Source organism: Flavobacterium aquicola, assembly GCF_003385115.1.
Lineage (GTDB): Bacteria > Bacteroidota > Bacteroidia > Flavobacteriales > Flavobacteriaceae > Flavobacterium > Flavobacterium aquicola.
Genome location: NZ_QUNI01000002.1, coordinates 233,212 through 256,171, shown reverse-complemented (window position 1 = coordinate 256,171; position 22,960 = coordinate 233,212). Strand labels below are relative to the sequence as shown.

Below are 22,960 nucleotides of genomic sequence, written 5' to 3'. Positions count from 1 at the left end.
ACATGAAAAGGGAATGATAGGACTATTCACGGAATTTCTTCCGAAACGTAAGCGGGGTTTCGTTAGTTAGTTTTTTAAATAATCTCGAAAAATAGGAATGGTCTTCAAATCCTAAATGGTATGCAATTTCTTTTACATCATTTTCCGTGTAATAAAGCTGTCTTTGAGCTTCTAAAATCATAGCGTTTTGCAGCCAGTATGTAACAGATTTTCCTGTTATTGAATTTACACAGTCGTTTAGATGAGAGGTACTAATATTTAATTTCTTTGCAAAAAAAGCTGGATTTTCTGAAAAATTATTTTGATTAATTAGTTTTTTGAAATTGGCAGAAATCAATCTTGATTGATTTTTTGGTAAATTTATCGGTGGTATATTTGATTGAAACAAATTAGCAAAATTGTAAATCAAAGCATTGAAAAGACCATTAATAATTTGAGCTTTGTTCGGTTGTTTTTTGTTAAAAGTATTATGCAGCAAAGAAATATTACTTTGTAAATCTTCTATTAATGCTTTGTCAATTTTTCTGTTTTGCTCTTTAATTTCTAAATTTTGGAATAAATCTGAGCAGACATTTGGAATAAGGAAAGGTGCAATGCTGATAAAATAACCTTCTGTATCGTCAGATATTTGCTTAATAGAATGTACTTGAAAGGGTCTTACAAAACCAATACTTACGGCATCAAACTCAATTTCCACTGTGTCGCATTCCATTTTGATGCTGCCTTTTGTAAGTACAAAAAACGCATAATAATTATCTCTGTGAACTCCCATATTGTCAATTTCAATATGGTTAATGTCAGTCATTGATAGATGTACAATATAAATACCTCCAATAGCTTCACTTCCTTGATAATTTATTGGAATGTTGGATTTTGTTTTCAATGTTTTGTCAAGTTAGGTTTGGGATTTCAGCAAGATTGCTGCTTATCTTTTTTATTAATACAATTTGTCCCAAATGATAATAACTATGTTCAATCATTGCGTCAACATTTCTAAAATAAGTTCCATACTGTTCTTTAACAAAATTTTCATTGAGTTTTTCTTCGGTTAGCTTTTCAATTAATTCAGCAAATTCTTCTGAATCAGCCCAAAATTTAGCGAGAAAATTTCCCCATTCTTCTTGTGAATTAATTTGAAGAAAGTCAAAACTGTACTTATCACTTATTTCTAAATTCGCGCCTAGAAATACATTTTTCAATCCTTCGATATAATAATGAATATGTTGCGCAAGAATTGCGATTGAATTCAGATTTTGATATTTTTCAACTGCAATTTTCCAGTCCAAATTATTTAATTCATTTTTAAAATTTGTATTTGCAATCCAAGTTCCATTTAAAATTACTTCGCGAAATCTATTTGCAAGTTTTGATTGATTATTCATTTTTTTAAGGTTTGTGTAAATATCGTAGCTAGCGTCAGTCTGTGAAAAAACCTCCGTTTGTATATCACCAAATATAACAAAAAAGTTGTGTCAAAACAGGAATTTTCGTATTTTTAAGAATGCAACATATCACAGGAATTTCCCGCCATCAAATGCGTATTTCGAGTTTAGAAGAAGCTATTTCTCCAGATAATCAGGTTCGTTTTATAGATGCATTTGTATCGATTGTAGATTTATCTAAACTTGGTTTTACGTTCAGACTCTTAAAAAGGAAGGCCATCCTAGTTAAAACTTATATTTTGGTAGAAATTCCCCAGTTTTGATCCAAAAATGTTATTTAAAAATAGAAGTTTGGTAGATTTCTAATTATTTCTTTATGATATTTCAGATGTTCCAAAAGCCAGAAACAAAGGGAAATAATTTGTAATTGTAGTAAAACCCGCTGGATGTAATCGTTTTTGAATTACACTGAGCGGATTTTTATTATAATCTATTTTTGACTTGGGAATATTTGAATTATAAAAACAAGAATCATTGATGTACTTATCTCTAAAGGATAACTGCATTTTGGATTTGATTGGAATTTTAAATCCGTATACTTGAACAGTTTTATTATTAAGAAAAACAAAAAAAAATGATTTAAGGCTTGATTTCTAGGAGCATAAAAGTTTGAGTATGACGCAGCATTATACCAAAGTTTTGAATAAAAAAGCGAGTGAAGATGTCCTAAGCATCATATTTGTGTTTATGTTGCATCTTTTCAGGCTTTAATGTTCGTGTTCGCCTCCGCCTTTTGATTGTGCCAATAAATAATAAGCGCCTTTCACTACGATTTTAGCATCCGATGGAATTTCTTCAATCAGTTTCACTTCGGTGTAACCTAAATCGGTTGTGCCTATGGCAATTTCAATTGCTTTGAAATGAATTTCTTTATGCGCTTCTTCTCCTTCTTTGTGGCTTTCTTCTTTTTTGGAAACTTCTTCGTGCTTGTCTTCCTGAATGTAGATAAAATACTTATCTCCGTTTTTTACAACAGCATCTTTTGGCAGTGCAGGAACGGTTTGGTTCGAAATATTGATATTCGCTGCAACATACATCCCGGGAATCAAATCTTTGGTATTGCCGGGGTTGATTTTAGCGTGTACATCAACTGTCTTGCTTTCATTGGAAAATGATTTATTGATGCCAAATATTTTTCCTTTGATGGATTTATTCGATTGATTGGTCAATATAAAATCGACTTCCTGACCGATGGAGATTTTGCCCAAATCCTTTTCAAACACATTCAGGTCAAGGTGCATCTGGCTGTTGTCGACTACTTCAAAAAGCGTAATTCCTGTATCTGCAAAAGCGCCTTTAGTGATACTGATTTTACCAACGTAACCGCTGATTGGAGCTACAATCGGAACCAACGACGTACTGCCGTTTGGATTCACATGCAATGCCTGTAGTTTGTTTTTGGCAGACTGTGCTTTAGCTCTTTCTGAAGCCAGTTTTGATTTTACTTCCTGAAACGTTTTTCTCGGATTGACATTTTCTTCACTCAAAGTCTTTTGACGTTTGAATTCCTGCTCTAGATATTCAATGTTCGCCACGGCCGACTGATATTCTTCCTGCATTCCGGAGACTTCCAGATTTTGAAGAGTTGCCAGTGTTTTGCCTTTGGTAACATAGGTTCCTTCCAACACAAAAATATCTTTTACCACACCGCCAATCAGTGTAGAAACATCTGCACGGTTTTGTGGCGGTACAGCCGTATAGCCGTTTGCTTTGATGATGGTATTGAGGTTTTTCATTTCAATGCTTCCGGTTTCAATGCCGATGGTCTGGACTTGTTTTTCGGTTAAAGCTACTTCGGTTTCTGATTGTTCTTCTTCATGTTCCTCTTCGGTTTTCTTTTGACTGCAGGAAACCAGCAGAAAAAAGGAAATAGAAAGCAGGAGTATTTTATTGATTATTATATTTTTCATAATGAATATATTAATTGTTTGAAATGGATGGAAACTGCAGTTCGATAGCACTTTGGTTGTACAAATGAACCGCTTCGGCATTTTGCTTTTTAATATCAATCGCCTGATTCAGAAAACTGATGTACGACCAATAACTCATATCACCATTGGCGTAGCTTTTCTGCGCCGTATTGATAATCTGATCCGCGTATTCCAATCCTTCTTTTTGATAATACTGCAGTGCTTTTTGCTGTTTGTCAAATTCATTCTGCAGTTCTTCTTTTTTCAGTTTTAAGGCTAATTTATTTCTGTCCAACAGCATCTGCGACTGCGAAACACTGATTTCAGATGCTTTAGCTCTAGCCGAATTTACACCACCAAACAGCGGAATCTGCAAACCTGCCGTAAATCCCTGAAACAAAGATTGAGTATCGATCGTTTGGGCAAAATAACCCAATCCTAATTTAGGCATTCGCTGTGCTTTAAACACATCGGTTTCTTTTTGACTGACCAGCATCTGCTGTGAATAATAATCGCTTACCAGATTTTCTGCCACAGAAGCTTCTGTTTTTGCTTCTGTTTTGTATTGCAAAGAAGAAGCCGTGTTAGGAATGACAACATTATCACTCTGCACAAAAAACTGCAGCTGTTTTTGGTAAATAACTAAATCGTATTCAATCTGTGCTTTGATGGTTTCGATTTCTTTTACTTTGGCTTTGGCACTGATGACTTCAATATTTCCGCTTTCACCGGTTTTGAAACGCAGTTCCGCATTTTTAAGGAATTTGGTATAAATTGAATTCAGTTCGTTGTTGAGTTTTTGCAGTTCAACGCCGTATACATATTGATAATAGGCTAAAGTCACTGCTTTTTCAATCTCATATTCAGAGATGGCTTTGTTTTTCTCTGCCAGTTTTGCGAGTTCTTCCTGTAATTGTCGGTTGGCTTTCGTTATTTTTCCAATAGGGAAATATTGCTGTACCGAAACATTATGATCGTAATCAGCGCTGTTGATCTGCCCGCCTTGATATTGAATCTCCAAAGGATCGGGCTGAAAAGCAGTTTTCTTCAAAGTGTTTTGCTTTTCGATTTCCTTATCGGCTATTTTCAATGTGGCATTATTGCTTTTTGCCAAGGAAACAGCTTGTTCCAAAGTTACCGTTTGGGTATTTTGAGCAAAAGAAAAAGTGCTGATCAGCAAAACGATTATTGTAGTTATTGAAGTATTCATTGTGTTTTTTCTTTTAATTCCACGTTCGAATAACAAATAAAGTATTGGCAGTACAATCAGTGTCAGTATTGTTGCTGAAATCAATCCACCGATAACAACTGTTGCCAGAGGTTTTTGTACTTCGGCACCGCCACTGTTGGATAAGGCCATTGGCATAAATCCTAAAGAAGCTACTGCAGCCGTCATTAAAACAGGGCGCAATCTCGTTTTGGTTCCGATTAAAACTCTTTGAAGAGGATCAGTAATGCCTTCTGTTTTCAATTGGTTGAAATAAGATATAAGAACAATTCCATTTAAAACGGCGATACCAAACAACGCAATAAAACCAATTCCTGCTGAAATACTGAACGGCATTCCTCTTAACCAAAGCGCAAATACTCCTCCAATCGCCGATAGCGGAATGGCAGTAAAAATCAATAAAGACTGCTTGATGCTGTTGAAGGTGAAATACAGTAAAACCATAATCAGTCCCAGTGCAATAGGAAGAGCTACAGATAGCCTTTTATTGGCTTCTATCAGGTTTTCAAACTGCCCGCCATATGTCACATAATAGCCCGCAGGTAGCTTAAAGTTCGTCTGCAGTTTCTCTTGAATTTCTTCAACCACGCTTTTGATATCACGTCCGCGGACGTTTAGACCAACAGTTATTCGTCGTTTACCATCTTCACGGGCGACCTGAACAGGACCCTGCTCGTAACTGATGGTTGCTACCTGCGAAAGCGGAATCTGCTGACCGTTTGGCAACGGAATAAACAAATTGCTAACGTCTGAAATGTCTGCACGATTGTCTTGGTTCAATCGAACAACAATGTCAAAACGCTTGCTTTCTTCATATATTTTTCCGGCACTTTCTCCTGCAAATGACGAACGGATAATCTGATTGATATCGCTGATGTTCAGTCCGTATAAAGCGATTTTATTGTAATTGTATTTGACGGTTATTTGTGGTAAGCCCGTTACTTTATCCGCTTTTAAATCACCAATACCTTCAATTTTTTTAATTTTCGAAATTAATTCTTTGGCTTTGGTATCTAAAACTTCCAGATCGTCTCCAAAGATTTTGATGGCGATATCACTTCGGCTTCCTGTCATCAGTTCATTGAAGCGCATCTGAATAGGCTGGGACACTTCAATATTTACATAAGGTAAATTATCCTGGATTTCCTTTTTCATTGCCTCTCCAATTTCTTCCCAGTTGTCATAATTGTCCCATTCGCTTTTGTCTTTTAGAACAATAATAATATCACCATTTTCAATAGGCATAGGGTCGGTTGGGATTTCACCGCTTCCAATTTTCGTTACAATGGTTTTTATTTCAGGGAACTTTGCCTTTAATATTTTCTCGCATTCGGTCGTCGTTTTTATCATTGAAGTTAGCGAACTTCCAGTCATTATTCTTGTTTCAAAAGCGAGGTCACCTTCTTCAATCGTTGGTATAAATTCGCCTCCCATATTTTGGAAAGTAAATAAGGCGACAGCAAACAGACCTATTGAAGTAAAAAGAACCGTTTTTTTCATTCCCAATGCTTTGTTCAGAATCGGAGTATATTTACTTTCAAACCACGCCATCATTCGGTCGCTGAAATTGGGTTTGTGTTCTGTTTTTTTGGATAAAAACAAAGAAGTCATCATTGGCACATACGTCAATGACAAAACAAAAGCGCCAATAACGGCAAACCCAACAGTCATCGCCATTGGCTGGAACATTTTCCCTTCTGTTCCTACCAATGCCAAAATCGGCAGATACACAATCAGAATGATGATTTCTCCAAAGGCAGCACTGTTCCTGATTTTGGAAGCAGATAAATAGACTTCGCTGTCCATTTCTTCCTGCGTCAGTTCCTGCTTCCTCTTGATTTTTGCCAAATGGTGCATTGTGGCTTCCACAATAATTACAGCACCATCGACTATGATTCCGAAATCAATTGCTCCCAAACTCATCAGATTCCCGCTTACGCCAAAATAATTCATCAGTATCACCGCAAAAAGCATCGATAGCGGAATTACCGAAGCAACGATTAATCCGGCACGAAGGTTTCCAAGAAATAGTATCAGAACGAAGATTACAATTAAAGCTCCTTCCACCAGGTTTTTGGTCACTGTTCCTATGGCGTTATTGACCAGTTTTCCTCTGTCAATGAATGGTTCGGCAACAACTCCCTCGGGTAAGGATTTGTTGATCTGCTCCATTCTTTCTTTTACTCTTTCGACAACAGCGCTGGAGTTTTCACCCTTTAGCATTAAAACCAATCCGCAGACAATTTCTCCTTTTCCGTCTTTGGTTGATGCTCCATAACGCAGTGCAATTCCTTCGCGTACAGTCGCCACATCACGAACCAAAACAGGCGCACCGTTTCGGTTTTTGATAACTACATTCTGTAAATCGTTGATTCCTGAAGCCATTCCGACTCCACGGATGAAATAGGCATATTCGTCTTTTTCGATATAAGCACCGCCCGTATTTTGATTATTTTTTTCTAAAGCATCAAAAATCTCCGTGATGGTTACTCCCTGACTGTTCAGCGTATTTGGATCAACTGCGATTTCGTATTGTTTTAGTTTTCCTCCCCAGCTTCCTACATCGGCAACGCCTTCAACTCCCTGTAACTGCGGAATGATAATCCAGTCCTGAATGGTTCGCAGTTTTACGGCATCGTATTTGTCTTCGTAACCTTTTTTGGCATAAACATCATATTGAAATATCTCGCCAAGTCCTGTGGATATTGGTGCTAATTCCGGAGAACCGGCATATTTTGGGATGTTTTCCTCAGCTGCTTTAATTCTTTGAAAAATCTGCTCCCGAGCCCAATAAATGTCCGCATCCTCTTTGAAAACAACTGTTACAACCGAAAGGCCAAAACGCGAAATGCTTCGCAGTTCTATTACTTTCGGAATGGTTTTCACAGCCTGTTCCAACGGATACGTAATTAATTGCTCCACTTCCTGACTCGCAAGAGTGGGAGCGGTGGTAATAATCTGCACCTGATTATTGGTGATATCAGGTAAGGCATCAAGCGGTAACTGCTTGACGGAATAACTGCCCCAGGCCAGAAGCACAAGGGTAAAAAGCAGTATAACAAACTTGTTCTTTATACTGAATTGTATAATCTTGTCTAACATTTGAAATGTATAATGAATTTGAAATAGGCAGATAGTACATTTGCCTCTATTTGTTAGCCACGAATTCACCAATATCACTAATTCAAATCAATTGTAATCAAATTGCACGAATTCAGGATTTTTAATTATTTGTATAATTAAAAAGGACTGTAATTGGTGTTTATTAGTGTAATTTGTGGCTGAATTTGTTAACAGCTAAGCACAGCTTTCTAACCCGAAATTACTCGGGCGTCATTATACTAATTGAGGTGGCTGCCAGATACTTCCGTAGAAATTGGAAGTAAGAATGGATTTGTAAGTAGGCAATTGTTTTTTTATCACTTTAAAAACGATAGGAAAATCAATCACCGAAAAATGTGAATAATCAGTCATTTGTGAACCGCAGCAGCTGCAGATACAAAACGGCGAACACAAATCACTTCCCGCAGTGTGCGAATGATTGTCTGCTGAAACTAATTCGGATTTCGAATGTGCAGAACCATCTGCTTCCATATCTGCACAAGGCATGCATGAAAGCAATAGAAAAATGACTGATAGTATGGTGCTTGTAAGTTTCACGATTGTAAAAATAGGATTTTTATTTTTATCCTAAAAAATTATTTGGAATGAATCTAAAATCGAATTTAATTTTTGAAGTTATTACCATTAAAAAAACTCCTTAATTTCTTAAGAAGTTTATAGTTCAAAATAATTATGATATGGATCAGAATTACCGATTGTTTCCTTTTACAAGTTCTTTCCGTAACCGGCTTAGCGACTGCGGGGTGATTTTTAAATAGGAAGCAATATACTGCTGTGGTACCTGCTGTGCCAATGCGGGATAGCGTCTGACAAATTCAAGATATTTTGTTTTGGCATCTCCAAAATTCAAAAAATCATTATCCTTGATTTTGTTCAGTAAAGCAGTTTCTGTGAGGCTTTTTATAAAAATGAACAGATTAGGAACCTCTTCACACAGTTTTTCTAGAACCGATTTCGAAATAGTATACGTTTCACAATCTACCATTGCCTGAAAAGCATCTGCAGAAGGTTTTGCAGTGTAGTAGCTTTCCAAATCAACAAAAAACTGATTCTCTCTTACGAAATATTTAGTCACTTCATTTCCATTTTCATCAGCTGCATAGACTCTTACAATTCCGTTTTCGATAAAAGCGATTTCATTGCAAATTTTATGAAACTCCTGAAAATGTTGCCCCGATTTCAAGGTTCTGCTTTTATAATGCGAAACGATGTAACCGATGTCTTCTGCCGAAAGAATACCGCCAAAACCCAATACCGATTTTAATTTTTCCATTTATGTTAGTATTCCGTTTTCAAAAACACTTTCTGCGCAGGCCAATATTGCTGCTTTTGGTGACAAAGGCTTCCACTGCAGATCTTTCTGTGCTTTAGTGATTTCCGTTTTTCTTTTTATTCCCAATTCAATTAAGATTGGTTTCAGTGATTTTTCAAAGATAGAAAATAACCGCGCGGCAAAATTGGGAAGTTCTGCTGTAGGGATTTTTTTGCTGGGATACTGCTCTTTCAATATCATGGCCACTTCCTTGAATGTCATATAACCCGAAGAAGCAATGTAACGGTTTCCTGCTGCCTTTGGTATTTCCATCGCTTTAATCAGCAAATCGGCAACCGAGCGGACGTCTATAACATCAAATCCAATTTTGGGCAGGGCTGGTGAACTTCCGTCTAATATTTTAATGACAATATTTGCAGATGTTCCAAAATCATTTTCCAAAACAGGTCCTAAAATAGCTCCCGGACAAACTGTTACCAATTTCAGATTTGAATTGTTCTGTTTTATAAATTCCCAAGCCGCTTTTTCGGCTATTGCTTTACTTTTAAAATAAGGTGTGGTGTCTTTGTCGCTGGTTTCATCTGTCCAATCGCTTTCGTCAAAGACTTTATTCAGTTCGTCTTTTGACTTTCCGTAAACAATGGCAGCAACTGAGGAAACCATAACCACACGCTTTACATTATTGGCACTTGCCGCTTTCAACACATTCAGAGTTCCCTGTTTTGCAGGAACTATCAGATCGTTTTCGTGTTTTGGCAGTTCTCTCGGAAAAGGCGATGCAATATGATGCACACAATCTATATTTTTGGTCAGTTCGAACCAAATAGCACTGTCATTCAGATTCGCAACAGCAAAACTTAGCTTATCAATATTCGCTGTTTTTCTGCTAATGATTTCCCGAATGGAATTTATTCGGTCTTTGTTTTGCAGTGTTCCTACCACTTCATACCCTTTATTTAAAAGCTGAATGGCGGTATGGGAACCTAAAAAGCCGGTAATGCCTGTGAGTAAAATTCTTTTGTTATTCATCGTTTCTGTTTTTTTACAAAGGACAAAAACAATGAACAGATTGCAATTACCATTTGGTAAGAAATGGGCTGGGAGGTAAGTAGTTATTTCTGATAGTTTAGATAACGTTTTTTATATACTTACTAGTTTTTCAATAAGTAATTCTTTATTAAGTTCAACTGTTAAGATATTTTGAATAATTCATTTTTTTACAAGAAAAAATACCAATTTACAATTTTAGTCCTCTTTTTTTTCCAATTTGCCCCCGTTGAAATTTTCTGCTACTTCATTACTTTGTAAATGAGATTTAACTTGTGCAATATAATTTTTTAACGCTGCATAATGCGTTAGGATAGAATTTATGGATTAATTTAAAAAAAACATCAAAAATGAAATCATCACAATATTATTTTAAACAGAAATCAAGTCTTATTTTTTCTGTCTGTATATGTTTTTTATATTTTTCGGCAGTGCATGCGCAGAAAAAAAGACCGCTAAAAGAAGCTGTTCCTCTGGATTCAATCAGATTAAGTGATCCAGCTATATTAGCAGACAAGGAAACCCATATGTATTATATGACTGGCACTGGCGGTTTACTCTGGAAGAGCAAAGATTTAAAATTATGGAATGGTCCGTATGATGCAGCCAAAACGGACCCAAATTCCTGGATGGGACCAAAGCCTATGATTTGGGCTGCAGAATTACATCTGTTTAAAAATAAATATTACTACTTTGCCACTTTTACAAATCAGAATAAAAAAATAGATACGGTCGCTGGTATCGCTATTGAACGGCGCGCAAGCCATATTTTAGTAAGTGATAAAGCTCAAGGACCCTATCTGCCAATGAAAGACGATATTTATCTGCCTGCTAATAAACCAACGCTTGATGGCACATTCTGGATTGATACAAATGGAAAACCTTATATGATTTATTGTTATGAATGGCTGCAGAATGGTAATGGAACTATTGAAAAAATAGAGCTAAAACCAGATTTAAGCGGTTCGATTGGAGAAGGGAAACTGCTTTTTAAAGCAAGTGACTCGCCTTGGAGCAGGGAAAAAGATGCCGCCGGTAATGATAAGCCCAATAAAGTTACCGATGGCCCTTATTTGTTTAAGACAGACTCCGGGCGTTTAGGCATGCTTTGGACCAGCTGGATTTATGATGTTTATACTCAAGGAGCTGCCTATTCTGTAAGCGGTACTTTAGACGGTCCGTGGATTCAGGAAAAAGAACCTCTGACACCGCCAAATTTTGGTCACGGGATGTTATTTAAAACATTTGAAGGTAAATGGCTTATGTCGCTTCACAGCCATAAGGAAGTTAATGGCAAAACAATACGAATTCCAAAATTATTTGAGGTCGATCTGTCTGGAGATAAACTGACTATAGTAAAGCCATATCTGCCATAATATGCCTAGCGGGTATTATGCGAGCAACACTTTGAACATCAAGAGACACAGTTTAAGTCATGGAAAAACTGTGATTTATAAGCTGTCTAGTGCTGATAATTAGAATAGGGATTTTTAAATACATAAATCAGGATTTGGTTTTATTCAGATGACTGAATCTAATATCAAATCCTGATTTTAAAGATTTTTGTGTTATTTGCTCCCTTTATAAAATCTAGAATTTTACTGCCTGTCAATTCGATACAGTCTTCCGCCATCTGTAATTGCATATAAAGCCTCGTCCAATCCCTGAGTAATATCCCGGAAACGCTGGTTTTCGCCCGCAAGCAGTCTTTCTTCACCTGTCACTTTATTGTTTACAATAACCAGTCTTGCGATATGCATTCCGCTCAAAGCTCCAATGAAAAGATTATTCTGCCATTCTGGAATACGGTTTCCTTTATAAAATGTCATACCGCTGGGAGAAATTACGGGATCCCAATAGTAAACAGGCTGTTCCATGCCAGTCTGCTGCTGAATACCTGAACCCACAGGCTGACCGCCATATTCAATTCCATAAGTAATAGTGGGCCATCCATAATTTGCTCCAGGCTGGACGCGGTTTATTTCATCGCCTCCTCGCGGACCGTGCTCACTCTGCCAAAGATCTCCTGTAACTGGATGTATCGCTAATCCCTGCGGATTTCTATGCCCGATGCTGTACAGTTCCGGCAGAGCTCCTGCGCCACTAAACGTAGGATTGCCCGGTGCTGGTGCGCCAGAGGTCGTAATTCGCAAAATCTTTCCTATCGCTGCCGAAACGGATTGGGCAAACGGACGGGTATTTGTATTAGATCTTTCGCCGGTGCTTACCAAAAGATTACCAGCAGCATCAAATAAAATTCGGCCTCCATAATGTGCAGTACTGTTGGCCGATGGATTGGCACGATAAATTACTGCTGCATTTTCAATTGTTTTTTCATCATTGGAAAGTCTGCCTTTAGCAACCGAAGTTTGTGTGCCTCCTGTTACATTTTCGGAAAATACCCAATACACCATTCTATTAGATGCAAACTGTGGATCAATGCACAAACCTAACAATCCTCCCTGTCCCGAAGAATTGACAGCAGGAATCCCTGTTATAGCACTTCCTAGTGTACCTGTGGTTGTTGCAATACGCATAGTTCCTCCTTTCTCTGTAATCAATAATCGGCCGTCGTGAAGACTGGTTATACCCCAGGGTGCTGTTAACCCCGAAGAAATAACAGTTCCCCGATATGCAGTGGCAGTAGTTACACCATTAATTCTGGTCTGTCCTGAAAAAGCAGATTTATAATTCGAATTTGGCGGATTAGTTTCAACCGGAGTTCCTGTTGCCGGAACTTCGGGCTCAGGATTTTCGTTACCATTGTCGTTATTATGTTTTGAACACGCTATAAATCCAAACATAATAATTATAATAAGCTGTAATTGAATTTTAGATTTCATAAAATATACATTTAGATTAACAAAAAGTTTTTAATCAATATTTTCTTTTACATTCATTTATGATATTATGCTCATCTCTTTAGCAAACAGCCTAAGTAATTAGTAACTAAAAAAACTGTTAGATGTAAGTTACTTTAAAATAATTCGTTAAGGTGTTAATAGTTTGGTAAACGAGAGGGAACCAAGTTTCCATTCATCGCCTTCTTTCACATATACCTCCGTTACCATGAATGGATTAGTGACTTCATTACCGCCAACTACGGCGAGAAGTGTAATCTTATTCAGAACGATTGCTGTATTTCCGATAATATTCACAGATGCTTCTTGTATGTCTGCTTTTTTATACCAAATACCGCCACTTTTAATAACATTAACTTCCTGTTCTTTTCCCCATGAGCCTCCCATATGAACAAAAACGGATTTTTCATGAAAAAAGTGCCCTAACTTGTCCACATTTTTATCGGACATCCATTGCCATTTTAGTTTTGAAAGATCAAGAAGTTCCTGTTCAGCCTTTGAAATCTTTTTGCTGCTGGCTGTATCTGTATTTCCCTGTGCAGATGATAACTGAGTAAAAATTATAAAAAACAGTGCTGTTAGTATTGCTTTCATATCTAAGTTTTTATTTGATGGATATTATTAATTTAATTATTTTTTCTTCTCAGCGGCCTCTACTCCCGACATTGCCAATATTCCTGCAGGCAGTCTTTCGCCGAAAATTTTGACAGCATCAGCTTCTTTATTAAATTCCTGCAGTTCAGCTACAGTAAATTTCACAGCATTTGCACCTGCATTTTCTTTCATATGCGCCATTTGGGTTGTACCCGGAATTGGCACAATAAAAGACTTTTTGGCCAATAGCCAAGCCAGGGAAATCTGAGCCGGCGTAGCTTGCTTTCTGATACTCCATTCTTTTATAACGTCAACAAGAGCCAGATTGTTTTTTATATTATCTGCCGAAAATCTTGATTCTCCTCCGCGAATATCACCTTGCGCGTAACGCGTATTGGCATCGATAGCGCCTGTGAGAAATCCAACTCCCAGCGGACTCCAAGGTACAAAGCCAATACCTAATTCTTCACAAAGCGGAATAATAGTTTCTTCGGGACCGCGCCACAGGAGCGAATATTCATTTTGTATAGCGGCAACGGGATGTATGGCATGAGCCCTTCGTACGGTCTGCGGTCCTGGCTCGGAAAGACCATAATTCAAAACTTTGCCTTCCTTCATAAGATCCTGAATCGTTCCCACTACATCTTCGATGGGAATCTGCGGGTCAACTCTATGCTGGTATAATAAATCTATACGATCCGTATGAAGACGTTTCAGCATTCCTTCAACAGCCTTTTTAATATGGTCGGGTCTGCTATTGAGTCCGCCCTGCCATCGGCCGGTTTCAGGATCAATATCCCAGCCAAATTTAGTTGCAACAACAACTTTATTACGAAAAGAGGCAATGCCTTCTCCTAAAATTCTTTCTACTTCGAGAGAACCGTAGGCTTCGGCTGCATCAAAAAAAGTGACGCCATTATCAAAAGCCTTGTGAATGATGTTGTGCATTTCAGACCGAAGCGGAATTGTAGTCTGATAAGTTCGGCTCATATTCTGTACACCGATACCAATACTTGAAACTTCCAAAGAACTCCCTAATCTGCGTTTACCAGATGCGGGTAATAGTAAGTTATCCTTTTGATCCAAATCATCATTTGCCATTTCTGAAGCAAATGTACTGAAAGGAAGCAACGCACTTCCTGCTAATGCTAAACCTGCTGTTTTTAATATTGACCTTCTATCCATTTTATCTTTTATAATTAGTTATCTGCTTAATTTTCGTTCACTCAGCCACTTTACCATGTTGGGATCTCTGTGATCGAAGAACAAACTTTCGTTGGTATCCAATGTCTGAATAGAATTCATATCGTCAGCTGGTAGTTCAAAATCAAAAATATTGAAGTTCTCTGCCATTCTTTCCTTGCGTACTGATTTTGGAATTGCCACGACTCCTCTTTGCGTGAGCCATCGCAGCATAACCTGCGCAGTAGATTTATTGTGCTTTGCAGCAATCTTTGTTAAAACTTCATTTTTAAAAATATCATTTTTACCTTCTGCAAATGGCCCCCAGGATTCAATCTGTATATTGTTATCTTCAAGAAATTTTTGTGTTTCTTTCTGCTGGTGAAAAGGATGCGTTTCTATTTGGTTTACTGCGGGTATGAAACCTGTATTAGTTATTAAATCCATGACTCTGTCGGGATGAAAGTTCGAAACACCAATTGCCCTAACTTTTCCTTCCTGATATAATTCCTGCATGGCACGCCACGAACCATAAATATCACCATAAGGCTGATGTATCAGATATAAATCCAGATAATCCAGCTGTAATGAGTCTAAAGATTTCTGAAAAGCTGCTTTTGTATTTTCATATCCGGCATCGCTTACCCAAAGTTTAGTTGTTATAAAAAGCTCTTCTCTGGCAACACCACTTTTTTTAATAGCGTTTCCAACAGCTTGTTCATTCATATAAGAAGCTGCGGTATCAATTAATCGATAACCAGTTTCAATTGCATCTATTACTGCCTGTTCGCATTCTGCCATGTCCTGCATTTGGAATACACCAAAACCCAAAATTGGCATTTCAACACCGTTATTTAATTTTATATTTTTCATTATAATTTTATATTTAAAGCTTTATAATTCTTTGCATTACAAATTTGCAAACTAAATACGACGGCACTGGTATACGGATTACTGAATCTGCTACCAAGATTACTGATTATAAGTAAGTCGGTATTAGATATAGACTTTAATAGCTAAATTTGTATAACAAAAGATAAAAAAACATGGGACAAGTATTTAATTTTGATACCATTAGCCAGTATAATGATTTTAATAATCATGAAACGCTGCATCCGTTAGTCAGCATTATTGATTTCTCAAAAGCAAAGGAAAGAACGGGGCCTAAAATGCATTTTGGAGTTTACTGCATAGTTTTAAAGCAGGTAAAATGTGGGGACTTAAAATATGGCCGTAATTATTATGACTATCAGGAAGGAACTTTAGTTTTCATCTCTCCCGGACAGATTATAGATGTTGAAAACAAAGTAGATTATTACCAGCCTATTGGGCATGCACTGGTTTTCCATCCCGATTTAATTCGTGGCACATCACTTGCAAAAAGTATTAATGACTATAATTTTTTCAGTTACAGCACCAGCGAAGCACTGCATTTATCCGAAAAAGAAAGACAGCTTGTCCTTGACTGTTTTAATAAGATTGAAATTGAGTTAAAGCAGTCTATTGACAAACACAGTAAAAAACTGATTGCATCAAATATTGAATTGTTTTTAAATTACTGCGAAAGATTTTATGACCGCCAGTTTATTACCAGAGATACTGAAAACAAAGGAATCGTAGAAAAATTTGAAGAATTACTGAATAGCTATTTTTCGTCAGATAAACCAAATATATTAGGACTTCCATCTGTTGCTTATTATGCCGGCGAACTTAATCTGTCACCGAATTATTTTGGTGATTTGATTAAAAAAGAAACCGGCAAATCGGCACAGGAATACATTCAGAACAAAATTATCGAAGTGGCCAAAGATAAAATATTTGATTCTGCAAAAACAATTAATGAAGTTGCTTATGAATTAGGTTTTAAATACCCGCAGCATTTTACCCGATTTTTCAAACAGCATGTTGGCAGTACTCCAAACGAATATCGAATTTTGAATTAATCTAAGAAAAAGACCATACATCTTTATATAAAAAATCCCAAAAACCATTATGTGTTTTTGGGATTACTTATTTCTATATACTCCAGATTTGAGGCAGCAGGGCTGATCACGATTAAGACATATATTAATCTGAATGTTTAATTGTCTTGTTTTGGAAACTTTTTCTGAGCCTTTGCCTTTTCCTCGCACATCTAAATGCTTTTGGTGATTTGCCTGAGAAGCAGGTAATTGAATTTTGTTTAGAAAAGTATGCCGTATTTTCAAAACAGCTGCTTATTTTTTTATAGATGATAGCAGACAAATATGTCTTGGAAAATGTCCTTTTAAAGTTATCGTAAAATCAATTTAAAAAACTGAAATATAGAGCATAAAATTCCATTGTAGGAAATTGTGGAGAATCGACTTATAAATATTTTAAATAAGATAATATAGTATTCGGTTCGGATAAAATATCGTTGTTTAACTTTTATAAAGACTTATAAATTTACAAATGTTAAAAAAATATTAAATAAAATTTGTTAATTATTTGTCAATAATTGAACGTATATCAGATTATGTCGATTTATAATTAGCTTATTGTTAATTCTGTTTTTGATAGTGCGAATCACTAAAAAACAGGTTTTTAAAATTTTATTTTTTAACAAAAAAATAATCTAACTAACCAAAAAATTAAAAATCATGAAAACTGCAAAGAATTACGCTTCATCCGTTAATAGGCAGCGCCTTTTTAATTAATCCCGATTCCTTTATTTACTATTTATTTCTGTTTTTAAGACTGCAGTGAATCATATATTCTGCGGTGATTATGGATTCAGTCTGGAATAAATTTTAAACCGATGTTAATATTTTTTTGAAGCTAAAAAATCAAAAAGACAGCTTTTTGATTTTACCTCGAAAATCTGAATTATTAACTAAAAATTAATTTAACTAAATAAGCTCTGTAAATTATGAAGAAAACTGAAGAAAGTAAAACTGTCACACTTTCAAAAACAATTTTACTCCTATGCATAATGTCGCTATTTAAAGTTGGTATTATTAGGGCCGAAACATTTACTGTACCATTGGAACAAGTTCAGGACAAAATTGTATCAGGGAAAGTTATGAATGAAATTGGCACCCCGTTATCTGGTGTTAATGTTATTGTCAAAGGTACCTCCAGAGGTACTGTAACCGATAAAAATGGTGATTTTAGTATTGATGTTCCTGAAAAAAAGAATGTATTAGTTTTCTCTTTTCTCAGCATGAAAGATCAAGAGGTCGAAATTAATGGTAAAACTGAAATCAGTGTTGTTATGTCCGATCAAGCAGAAAGCCTTAAAGAAGTTGTGCTTATAGGATATCAGAGTGTACAGAAGAAAACGGTTACAGGTGCCATGACTACTGTAAAAGCTAAAGATATCGAGAATGTTCCTTATGCTTCGATTGACCAGATATTGGCAGGGAAAGTAGCGGGTCTTACCTCTTTAAGTACATCTGGAGAACCTGGGGCTAGAACCGTTACTAATATTAGAGGATCCAATAGTGTGGGTCTGGGAGGTGTCAGTTATCCGCTTTATGTTGTAGATGGTATAATTTACGATATAAATGATATGCCAAGTTCTTATGGGAATAATCCGCTTGCCTCACTTAACCCTAACGAAATTGAATCGGTTGATGTTTTAAAGGATGCTTCGGCATCGGCAATTTATGGTTCCAGAGGAGCAAACGGTGTTATTTTGATCAAAACAAAGGCGGGATCTAAAAATCAGAGACCTACTTTTAGAGTAAATGCTTATGCAGGAATTGGTCTGAAACCTTCGTTGAGAAAAGTAACTGTAGGAAGAATGGAGCGTCAGCTTAAATTAGATGCGATCAGCAGAAATTACAAAGATCTAGATCAAAATTTCAATATGGCCTTGACGGACAGTTTGAATGTATCTTTTAATAACAATACAGACTGGCAGGAACTTTTTATACAGAATGCAAAAATCAGTAATGTTGATGCCAGTGTCAGTGGTGCCTTTGGGAAAAACCAGTATAAAGTTTCTCTTGGGTATTATGATGAAACAGGTGTTATTATTGGTTACAGATTAAAAAGATTTTCACCAACCTTGTTTTTGTCTTTATACCTTAGTGATAAAATAAATTTTACTGTAAATATGATGCCATCCTATATGGATACAGATCATGGATTTGGAAATGGACAAACATTTCCGTTTAGTACATGGGAATTTCCAAGTTCTTTTTGGAATCTTACAGATAAACAAAGAAAATCATATCAAGGGCAGGCGGGAAATTTGGATGAGGATAAGAGACTGGGACTTTTGTCCAATGCGAGGCTGAATATTAATCTTTCAAAAGATTTTTTATTCACCAGCTCATTTTCATTTAATTATTCTGAAAACAGGCGGGACCAATTTCAAAGTACAGATATCTACGAAGCGGATAAAGATGCGGCAGTAAGTGAGAATTATATAACGGATATAAAAGAACTGGAAAATTATTTGACCTACACGAAAAGCTTAAATGATCAGCATCATTTTTCTGCTATATTAGGACATCAAGTGTCATCACAAGAGAACAAAAGCTCTTATTTACGCGGGCAGGGTATTTTGGGAAGTACTGTTTACAATATTTCTCCAGGAGCAGATTTGAGTGGTAATTCTTATCTGGAAACCAAGACTAGAATGGGTATATTTGGCCGTTTTAGTTATGATTTTAAAGAGAAATATCTATTCTCTAGCAGTTACAGAAGAGATGGATCATCAAGATATAATACAAGCAAACGCTGGACTGATTTTTATTCGGCGGCTACTGGCTGGCTGGTTTCCGAAGAAGCTTTTTTTGAACCTGTTAAAGAGGTTGTTAATTTTCTGAAATTCAGAGGCAGTTATGGAGTAACAGGTAATGACCCAGCCAGTTATTATGCTCAATATAATATCTATACAGGAAATGCCAGTTACGACGGCTCCTCTTTTGGTCAAAATAATCCCGCTCAGGCAACAACATACAATGGTGTGCCGGTTGTAGTTCAAAATTATGGTGACTTTGCAGGATCCAAAGATGTAACCTGGGAGAAATATCCGCAGGTTAATATTGGTGTAGATTTAAATATGTTTAATAATCGTATACAAATCAACGCCGATTGGTATGCACGTGATTCTCAGGATGTTTTCTATTCTAATATGGTGGCACCAGCAACCTCAGGGTATAAATTTTACAGTGGTAATGCTGTAGATATCAGAAATACAGGGTATGAGTTTACAATCTCGACAGTCAATTTAGGAAACAATTCCAATTTTAAATGGAACACATCGTTTAACATTGCTTTCAATGATAATTATGTAACCAGACTGCCAGATGGCGGTAAAGATCTGACAGTTGGTGATCCATGGCTGCAATATACACTGACGAAAGGTATGCCGTTATTTAATTACAGAGTATGGGATACACAAGGAGTTTATGCATCTGATGCTGAAGTGCCGACAGATCCTTTAACAGGTCAGAAAATGAAATTTGACGGACAAACAATTAGAGCTGGAGATCCTAAATATGTAGATCAAAACGGGGATTTTATAATTGATGGTCTGGACAAAAAGTATGCAGGCAGCCCTAACCCAGAAGCAATAGGAGGTATCATTAATGATTTCCGTTATAAAAACTGGTCTATGTCAATATTTTGCAACTTTGTATATGGACGCAAAATATGGAATGGTTATGTTTCCGACAGACTTAACGGATCAAGATCTGACGTTCCTTGGGCGGCTTGGGGGTTACGATCAACAGTTGGTATTATTCAAGATCTGAATTATTATCAGGGACCTGGTGATACTGATGCTGAATTTGGAACATTGCTTGATAATAATAGCAGAGTAGACCGTTTCCATATCGCTAATTCTCAATTTATTGAAGACGGAAGTTTTTTTAGGATAAAAAATATAAGATTGGGTTATAATGTGCCGGAAAGTTTTGGTAAAAAAATGGGATTGAGTGCATTACAGTTTTATGGAATGGCAGATAATGTGGCATTATTCACAAAATCAACATTACCTGATCCAGAGGCTGTTGGTGCAGATGGATTTTCTACAGGGAACAATTATCCATTGGCAATTAAGTTCACTGTTGGATTATCAGCTACTTTCTAAAAATCAAAAAAATCAAAAGATGAAAACAGATTATAAAATTAAATATACAGTACAATTACTAAGCTTGTGTTTTGTCGTTGTATTCCTGAATTCCTGTTCTGACTATTTGAACGAACAGCCAATTAGCCAGCCCTCTAATGTTACTTTTTGGAGAAATGGTGAGGATGCTAATGCAGCAGTTGCAGGAGGTTATTCGCAATTAAGAAAAGCGTTGAATTCAGGATTATCATACTATGCACATGGAGATCTTGGAACCGATTATTTTTCGACCGAAAAAGAGCTGAGAAGCGATTTTACAGACATCATGAAATTTAAATTAGGAATATCTGTTGCAGTGACTGACAATTGGAAACCAATGTATAAAGTAAGAGATTTTTCAATATTTTATTCTGCTATAAAGCAAGCCGATTTGTGTCTCAAACACATTCCTGAAATTCCGAAAGAAGAATTTACGGAATACGAAAGCCAGTATAATCAATATATTGGTGAAGCCTATTTTATAAAAGCCTTTTCCTATTTTTATATGGCTCGTGTCTGGGGGAATGTGCCGATTATTGACAGCTCCGATCCCGATGTCGTTGATATAAAAAATTATAAACGGGAAGATGTCGCCAAAGTACTGATTAAAGCTACCGAAGATTGCCAGCAGGCTATAAAACATCTTGCATGGGATTATAATGTTGATACTGATAAAGTTGTTCGTGCCAATGCTGGTGCTGCTTGGGCACTGCTTGCGCATATTCAGGCTTGGTCTGGTAATTATGCTGCATGTGAAGCCGCTGCGGGCAATGTTATCAACAGTAATTTTTACAGCTATATAGACCGTAATAATTACATAGACATTTTCAGCGGTCAGTCCAGAGAATCCATATTTGAAATTGCTCAAAATTCAGAAAAAGAAGCTCAGGCAGGAAACGGTCAGAGTCTTACTAACTATTTGCTTAGAGGAGAATATTTGAAAACACGTCTGAATGAAAAAGAAACAATCTGGCAATATGATCTAACAACATTAAAACAGACTCTCTTTGACAATCCTAATGATTTAAGGAGAACAAAAGGTTTTGCTGAGTTTTCAAGCGATTGGCCTATTCTGCTGAAATATTCCAAAGTTATGTATGCTAGTCCTACGTCGCCTTTGAGTATTAATAATATAGTGGTTTTTCGTTTAGCAGATATTGCTTTACTGCAGGCAGAAGCACAGGCAGCACAAGGCAAATATACTGAAGCCAGAACAACATTAAACAGTATTCGTGAAAAGGCTGGTCTGGAAGAATCGAACGCAGCAAATGATAAATTATTTGAGGCAGTTATTCAGGAACGCGGCAGAGAACTGTTTATGGAAGGACACCGTTTTTATGATTTAGTACGTTTGGCCCGCGAAAAGAAGGTGTATAAATTTGGAGATTCAAGTTCTAATAAAATAACACCTAGCCAGTTCGAAAACGGAAAGAGCTATTGGCCAATACAGCCAACACTTATAGAGACTAATATACTGTTTACTCAAACCGAATATTGGAAATCAGAGGCGCAATAACAAGATCATTATAAATAAATATATAAAAACAGCAAGTATGAATTTATTTTTAAAAAACAGCATAATAGTTTTAATCCTTTTTATGAGTATTACCGCTTGTACAAAAGATGACTATTTAACCGACAGCGGAGTAGCTAAAGCTGAGACCGAATTAACAGCCTATGATTATCTAAAGGCACATAAGTATAAGATGTTTGATACTCTTATTACGCTGGTAGATCATTACAATCTGAAAGAAACCATAAATTCATCAGGGGCTTTCTTTGCGCCTAATGATTACAGCATAAGACGTTTTCTAAAGATTAAAACAGATTCCCTTCAGGCAAGCACGGGTTCTGATGAGGCTAAATATACATTGGATGATTTATTAAATGATCCAGAGGTAACTTCTCATAGTATTCTGCAGTATGTATTTAATGAAAAAATAGAATTGAATACAGCAACTACTGCAGGTAAGGAATATAAAACTCAGGCAGATACTTTAATTACAGTGAAAAAAATAAAAACGCTGGATAATGTGTACTACCAGCATAGTGATGCTCCGGTTTATTTTCTGTATTACTGCAAGGAAGGTAAATTAAATGAAGTATGCCAGACGACAGATATTTTAACCCAAAATGGCAAAGGAACAGTGCTTCATGTGCTGAATAATACACATGTTTTTAATCTTTTTTCAAAAGGACTGGGAAATTAATTTTA

18 protein-coding genes are annotated in these 22,960 nt (G+C 36.4%); 6 read left to right on the top strand and 12 right to left on the bottom strand.

All coding sequences use genetic code 11. The features are described from left to right. Positions 1–22: 22 nt before the first annotated feature. Complete coding sequence (locus C8P67_RS03665; RefSeq protein WP_115810517.1) at positions 23–883, bottom strand: helix-turn-helix domain-containing protein; 861 nt, start codon at positions 881–883, stop codon at positions 23–25. 7 nt (positions 884–890) lie between these two features. Then, complete coding sequence (locus C8P67_RS03660; RefSeq protein WP_115810515.1) at positions 891–1,382, bottom strand: DUF1572 family protein; 492 nt, start codon at positions 1,380–1,382, stop codon at positions 891–893. 119 nt (positions 1,383–1,501) lie between these two features. On the opposite strand from C8P67_RS03660, the gene C8P67_RS03655 reads away from it, so the two are divergent. After that, positions 1,502–1,705 carry a hypothetical protein gene (locus C8P67_RS03655; RefSeq protein ID WP_115810513.1) on the top strand — a complete coding sequence of 68 codons (204 nt, stop codon included), beginning with the start codon at positions 1,502–1,504 and terminating at the stop codon, positions 1,703–1,705. 51 nt (positions 1,706–1,756) lie between these two features. Here C8P67_RS03655 and C8P67_RS03650 read toward each other — a convergent pair whose 3' ends face one another. The 6 genes from C8P67_RS03650 to C8P67_RS03625 all read right to left on the bottom strand — a co-directional run bounded on the left by C8P67_RS03650 (position 1,757) and on the right by C8P67_RS03625 (position 10,005). Continuing rightward, positions 1,757–1,948: a hypothetical protein gene (locus C8P67_RS03650; RefSeq protein WP_115810511.1), complete on the bottom strand. Its 192-nt coding sequence runs from the start codon at positions 1,946–1,948 to the stop codon at positions 1,757–1,759. A 201-nt stretch (positions 1,949–2,149) separates the two neighbouring features. Then, positions 2,150–3,352, bottom strand: a complete 1,203-nt coding sequence (locus tag C8P67_RS03645) for an efflux RND transporter periplasmic adaptor subunit (RefSeq protein WP_115810509.1) — start codon at positions 3,350–3,352, stop codon at positions 2,150–2,152. Positions 3,353–3,362: 10 nt separating this feature from the next. Beyond that, positions 3,363–7,682: a CusA/CzcA family heavy metal efflux RND transporter gene (locus tag C8P67_RS03640; protein WP_115810507.1), complete on the bottom strand. Its 4,320-nt coding sequence runs from the start codon at positions 7,680–7,682 to the stop codon at positions 3,363–3,365. 234 nt (positions 7,683–7,916) lie between these two features. After that, positions 7,917–8,240, bottom strand: a complete 324-nt coding sequence (locus tag C8P67_RS03635) for a DUF6660 family protein (protein WP_245980366.1) — start codon at positions 8,238–8,240, stop codon at positions 7,917–7,919. Positions 8,241–8,391: 151 nt separating this feature from the next. Further along, the gene (locus tag C8P67_RS03630) at positions 8,392–8,976 is read right to left on the bottom strand and encodes a Crp/Fnr family transcriptional regulator (protein ID WP_115810502.1); all 585 of its coding nucleotides are present in this window, start codon (positions 8,974–8,976) and stop codon (positions 8,392–8,394) included. Continuing rightward, on the bottom strand, positions 8,977–10,005 hold the full coding sequence (locus tag C8P67_RS03625) for an SDR family oxidoreductase (RefSeq protein ID WP_115810500.1): 1,029 nt from the start codon (positions 10,003–10,005) through the stop codon (positions 8,977–8,979). Between the two features lie 368 nt (positions 10,006–10,373). Here C8P67_RS03625 and C8P67_RS03620 point away from each other — a divergent pair, with 368 nt between their 5' ends. Continuing rightward, entirely contained in the window at positions 10,374–11,399 is a 1,026-nt protein-coding gene (locus C8P67_RS03620) for a glycoside hydrolase family 43 protein (RefSeq protein ID WP_115810498.1), read from the top strand. Between the two features lie 222 nt (positions 11,400–11,621). Here the strand turns inward: C8P67_RS03620 and C8P67_RS03615 are convergent, their stop codons facing one another. The 4 genes from C8P67_RS03615 to C8P67_RS03600 all read right to left on the bottom strand — a co-directional run bounded on the left by C8P67_RS03615 (position 11,622) and on the right by C8P67_RS03600 (position 15,533). Then, positions 11,622–12,866: a PQQ-dependent sugar dehydrogenase gene (locus C8P67_RS03615; RefSeq protein ID WP_115810496.1), complete on the bottom strand. Its 1,245-nt coding sequence runs from the start codon at positions 12,864–12,866 to the stop codon at positions 11,622–11,624. A gap of 147 nt (positions 12,867–13,013) precedes the next feature. Next, the gene (locus C8P67_RS03610) at positions 13,014–13,478 is read right to left on the bottom strand and encodes a nuclear transport factor 2 family protein (protein ID WP_115810494.1); all 465 of its coding nucleotides are present in this window, start codon (positions 13,476–13,478) and stop codon (positions 13,014–13,016) included. A 36-nt stretch (positions 13,479–13,514) separates the two neighbouring features. Further along, positions 13,515–14,663, bottom strand: a complete 1,149-nt coding sequence (locus tag C8P67_RS03605) for an aldo/keto reductase (protein ID WP_115810492.1) — start codon at positions 14,661–14,663, stop codon at positions 13,515–13,517. Between the two features lie 18 nt (positions 14,664–14,681). Continuing rightward, the gene (locus C8P67_RS03600) at positions 14,682–15,533 is read right to left on the bottom strand and encodes an aldo/keto reductase (RefSeq protein WP_115810490.1); all 852 of its coding nucleotides are present in this window, start codon (positions 15,531–15,533) and stop codon (positions 14,682–14,684) included. A 173-nt stretch (positions 15,534–15,706) separates the two neighbouring features. Here C8P67_RS03600 and C8P67_RS03595 point away from each other — a divergent pair, with 173 nt between their 5' ends. The 4 genes from C8P67_RS03595 (at position 15,707) to C8P67_RS03580 (ending at position 22,955) form a co-directional block, all read left to right on the top strand. Beyond that, positions 15,707–16,603 carry a helix-turn-helix domain-containing protein gene (locus C8P67_RS03595; RefSeq protein WP_115810488.1) on the top strand — a complete coding sequence of 299 codons (897 nt, stop codon included), beginning with the start codon at positions 15,707–15,709 and terminating at the stop codon, positions 16,601–16,603. Between the two features lie 947 nt (positions 16,604–17,550). Further along, positions 17,551–20,727 (top strand): SusC/RagA family TonB-linked outer membrane protein, encoded by a 3,177-nt coding sequence (locus C8P67_RS03590; RefSeq protein WP_115810486.1) that lies wholly within the window; start codon positions 17,551–17,553, stop codon positions 20,725–20,727. A gap of 19 nt (positions 20,728–20,746) precedes the next feature. After that, entirely contained in the window at positions 20,747–22,261 is a 1,515-nt protein-coding gene (locus C8P67_RS03585; RefSeq protein WP_170141405.1) for a RagB/SusD family nutrient uptake outer membrane protein, read from the top strand. Positions 22,262–22,298: 37 nt separating this feature from the next. Continuing rightward, positions 22,299–22,955: a hypothetical protein gene (locus C8P67_RS03580; RefSeq protein ID WP_147298198.1), complete on the top strand. Its 657-nt coding sequence runs from the start codon at positions 22,299–22,301 to the stop codon at positions 22,953–22,955. Positions 22,956–22,960: the final 5 nt, after the last annotated feature.

Bases quoted from the DNA above. Each gene is read 5' to 3' on its own strand.
- C8P67_RS03600 (WP_115810490.1), bottom strand. From the start codon at position 15,533: ATGAAAAATATAAAATTAAATAACGGTGTTGAAATGCCAATTTTGGGT.
- C8P67_RS03595 (WP_115810488.1), top strand. From the start codon at position 15,707: ATGGGACAAGTATTTAATTTTGATACCATTAGCCAGTATAATGATTTT.
- C8P67_RS03605 (WP_115810492.1), bottom strand. From the start codon at position 14,663: ATGGATAGAAGGTCAATATTAAAAACAGCAGGTTTAGCATTAGCAGGA.
- C8P67_RS03590 (WP_115810486.1), top strand. From the start codon at position 17,551: ATGAAGAAAACTGAAGAAAGTAAAACTGTCACACTTTCAAAAACAATT.
- C8P67_RS03660 (WP_115810515.1), bottom strand. From the start codon at position 1,382: ATGAATAATCAATCAAAACTTGCAAATAGATTTCGCGAAGTAATTTTA.
- C8P67_RS03615 (WP_115810496.1), bottom strand. From the start codon at position 12,866: ATGAAATCTAAAATTCAATTACAGCTTATTATAATTATTATGTTTGGA.
- C8P67_RS03625 (WP_115810500.1), bottom strand. From the start codon at position 10,005: ATGAATAACAAAAGAATTTTACTCACAGGCATTACCGGCTTTTTAGGT.
- C8P67_RS03640 (WP_115810507.1), bottom strand. From the start codon at position 7,682: ATGTTAGACAAGATTATACAATTCAGTATAAAGAACAAGTTTGTTATA.
- C8P67_RS03630 (WP_115810502.1), bottom strand. From the start codon at position 8,976: ATGGAAAAATTAAAATCGGTATTGGGTTTTGGCGGTATTCTTTCGGCA.
- C8P67_RS03610 (WP_115810494.1), bottom strand. From the start codon at position 13,478: ATGAAAGCAATACTAACAGCACTGTTTTTTATAATTTTTACTCAGTTA.
- C8P67_RS03650 (WP_115810511.1), bottom strand. From the start codon at position 1,948: ATGCAGTTATCCTTTAGAGATAAGTACATCAATGATTCTTGTTTTTAT.
- C8P67_RS03645 (WP_115810509.1), bottom strand. From the start codon at position 3,352: ATGAAAAATATAATAATCAATAAAATACTCCTGCTTTCTATTTCCTTT.
- C8P67_RS03580 (WP_147298198.1), top strand. From the start codon at position 22,299: ATGAATTTATTTTTAAAAAACAGCATAATAGTTTTAATCCTTTTTATG.
- C8P67_RS03655 (WP_115810513.1), top strand. From the start codon at position 1,502: ATGCAACATATCACAGGAATTTCCCGCCATCAAATGCGTATTTCGAGT.
- C8P67_RS03620 (WP_115810498.1), top strand. From the start codon at position 10,374: ATGAAATCATCACAATATTATTTTAAACAGAAATCAAGTCTTATTTTT.
- C8P67_RS03585 (WP_170141405.1), top strand. From the start codon at position 20,747: ATGAAAACAGATTATAAAATTAAATATACAGTACAATTACTAAGCTTG.